Annotated in this window: 3 protein-coding genes and 1 pseudogene; 2 read left to right on the top strand and 2 right to left on the bottom strand. The window is 71.0% G+C overall.

Going from position 1 to position 2,629, the window contains the following annotated elements:
• A partial coding sequence (locus VIU94_RS43455; RefSeq protein WP_331921044.1) for a PucR family transcriptional regulator occupies positions 1–455 on the top strand: 455 nt, incomplete at its 5' end.
• 53 nt (positions 456–508) lie between these two features.
• Here the strand turns inward: VIU94_RS43455 and VIU94_RS43450 are convergent.
• A complete protein-coding gene (locus VIU94_RS43450; RefSeq protein ID WP_331921042.1) occupies positions 509–1,891 on the bottom strand; it encodes an MFS transporter in 1,383 nt (460 codons plus the stop codon).
• A gap of 256 nt (positions 1,892–2,147) precedes the next feature.
• Here VIU94_RS43450 and VIU94_RS43445 point away from each other — a divergent pair, with 256 nt between their 5' ends.
• Positions 2,148–2,372: a hypothetical protein gene (locus tag VIU94_RS43445; protein ID WP_331921040.1), complete on the top strand. Its 225-nt coding sequence runs from the start codon at positions 2,148–2,150 to the stop codon at positions 2,370–2,372.
• Positions 2,373–2,503: 131 nt separating this feature from the next.
• Here the strand turns inward: VIU94_RS43445 and VIU94_RS43440 are convergent.
• Positions 2,504–2,629 (bottom strand): annotated as a pseudogene (locus VIU94_RS43440) (VOC family protein); the annotation flags it as partial.

Here is a 2,629-nt window from a genome sequence, read left to right as displayed (position 1 = left end):
CCGTCACGGTCGGCGCCTCCGCGCCCGTCGAGGCCCCCGCGGCCCGCCCCGGTGACGTGGCCGTCGCGTACGAGGAGGCCCGCCGCTGCCTGGACGCGCTGCGGCTGCTCAACCGGTCGGGGGACGGCGCGGCCGCGGAGGACCTCGGCTTCCTGGGGCTGCTGCTCGCCGACTCCCGGGACATCGAGGGCTTCGTCGCCCGCACGATCGGCGAGGTCGTCGCGTACGACGAGAAGCGGGGCACCGACCTGGTCCGCACGATGGAGGCGTACTTCGCCAGCGGGATGAGCCCGGCCCGGACCAAGGACGACCTGCACGTCCACGTGAACACCGTGGCGCAGCGGATCGAGCGGATCGGCCGGCTGCTCGGCCAGGACTGGCAGTCCCCGGCCCGAGCGCTGGAGATCCAGCTCGCGCTGCGGCTGCATGCCTTGTCGGACGCGGTGGTGCGCTGACGACGCGCAAAGGCGCCGGGCCCTGGGCCCGGCGCCTTCCTGCGCGCGTTCGGTCAGGCGTGCTCGGCCCGCACCACGCCCGGGCCGGGGGAGTCGGCCGCGTCGCGCTCCAAGGTGGCCAGGTCGCGGTGGCGGGTCTCCTTGGCGCAGCCGATCGCAAGGATCGTGAGCAGCGCGGCGGCGATCACGTACAGCGCGATCGGCGTGGAGGTGCCGTAGTCGGCGAGCAGCGCGGTCGCGATGAGCGGCGCGGGAGCGCCGGCGGCGACGGAGGAGAACTGCGCGCCGATGGAGGCGCCCGAGTACCGCATCCGGGTCGCGAACATCTCCGAGAAGAACGCCGCCTGCGGCGCGTACATCGCACCGTGCAGGACCAGCCCGACGGTGACCGCGAGCAGCAGGCTGCCGAAGCTCTTGGAGTCGATGAGCGCGAAGAACGGGAACATCCAGGCCCCGACGCCGATCGCGCCGATCAGGTACACCGGCCGCCGGCCGATCCGGTCCGACAGCGCGCCCCAGGCGGGGATCACGGCGAAGTGGACGGCGGAGGCGATCAGAACGGCGTTGAGCGCGGTCTGCTTGGACAGGCCGACCTGGGTGGTCGCGTAGACGAGGATGAACGCGGTGATCACGTAGTAGCTGATGTTCTCGGCCATGCGCGCGCCCATGGCGATCAGCACGTCCCGCCAGTGGTGCCGCAGGACGGCGACCAGCGGCATCTTCTCGGCGGCGGCCGGGGCCTCGGCCTTGCGGGCCTCGGCAGCGGCCAGGGCGGCCTTGAAGACCGGCGATTCGTCGACAGAGAGACGAATCCACAGACCGACGATCACCAGTACGCCGGACAGCAGGAACGGCACGCGCCAGCCCCAGGACAGGAACGCGGCGTCCGAGAGCAGCGCGGTGAGCGCCGAGAGCACACCCGTCGCGAGCAGCTGCCCGGCCGGGGCCCCGGTCTGCGGCCAGGAGGCCCAGAACCCGCGCCGCCCGGCGTCCCCGTGCTCGGACACCAGGAGCACGGCCCCGCCCCACTCGCCGCCGAGCGCGAAGCCCTGCACCAGCCGCAGCACGGTGAGCAGCACCGGCGCGGCGCTGCCGATCGCGGCGTGGGTGGGCAGCAGACCGATGGCGAAGGTGGCGCCGCCCATCAGCAGCAGGCTGAGCACCAGCAGCTTCTTGCGCCCGAGCCGGTCACCGTAGTGCCCGAAGACCAGCGCCCCGAGCGGCCGCGCCGCGAACCCGACCGCGTACGTCAGGAACGACAGCAGCGTCCCGACCAGCGGATCGGACCCGGGGAAGAAGAGCTTGTTGAAGACCAGCGCGGCGGCCGACCCGTAGAGGAAGAAGTCGTACCACTCGATGGTGGTGCCGATGAGACTCGCGGCGACGATGCGCTTGAGGCTGGAGGGAGTTGGAGGAGCGGTCGCGGGGGAGGACATCGGCACCACTTCCAGGCGTGTGACGGGGACGTTTGCGTTGTCGCCACACCGTAGAAACACGCAGGTCACGGTCGTATGTGGTGGGACACCATAGTTCGGGTCGTCGGAGTGCGCGTGACCACCATGGAGGTGCCGTCATCGCCTCCGACGTGATCGCCGGCAGCGGGGCGAGCCGGTCGCGTAGGACGGGCGGTTGCTCGGGATGACAGGCAGCAGATCTATGTTCTTCGACTTATGTCGCGCATACTGAATCACAATGACGAACCGATCCGCGCACCAGCGCCACCTGCCCACCAGTCCCTTCAAAGCCCCCGCAGCTCAGGCGATCAAGGACTTCACCCTCGGAGACCGCGTCTCCCACGACCGCTACGGCCTTGGAAGGATCATCGGTACGGAGCTCACAGGCGGAGCGGTGCTCGTCGACTTCGGCTCCAGCCAGACCCGTATCGTCAGTCCCTACACGGGCCTGCACAGGCTCTGACACGATCTCGACCTCGGCGTGCGGCACTGCGGGTGCCGCACGCCGAGCTGTTGAATCCCTCACCCCCGCGCACTGCGGCACGCCGATCAGAGCCCTGCCGCCGCCTGCCACCCCCCGAGCCTGCTGGGGCCTCAGCCAGAGGTCGGGGTGAGCACCACGAAGTCCGCGGACGACGGGTCGAGGCAGACGGCCAGGCGGCCGACGCCCTCCGCGTCGTCCGGGCCCATCTGCACGCTGCCGCCGTTCTCGGTGACCTT

Origin of the sequence: Streptomyces sp., assembly GCF_036566765.1 — a bacterium.
Lineage (GTDB): Bacteria > Actinomycetota > Actinomycetes > Streptomycetales > Streptomycetaceae > Streptomyces.
This window is presented reverse-complemented; position numbering and strand designations above follow the sequence as displayed.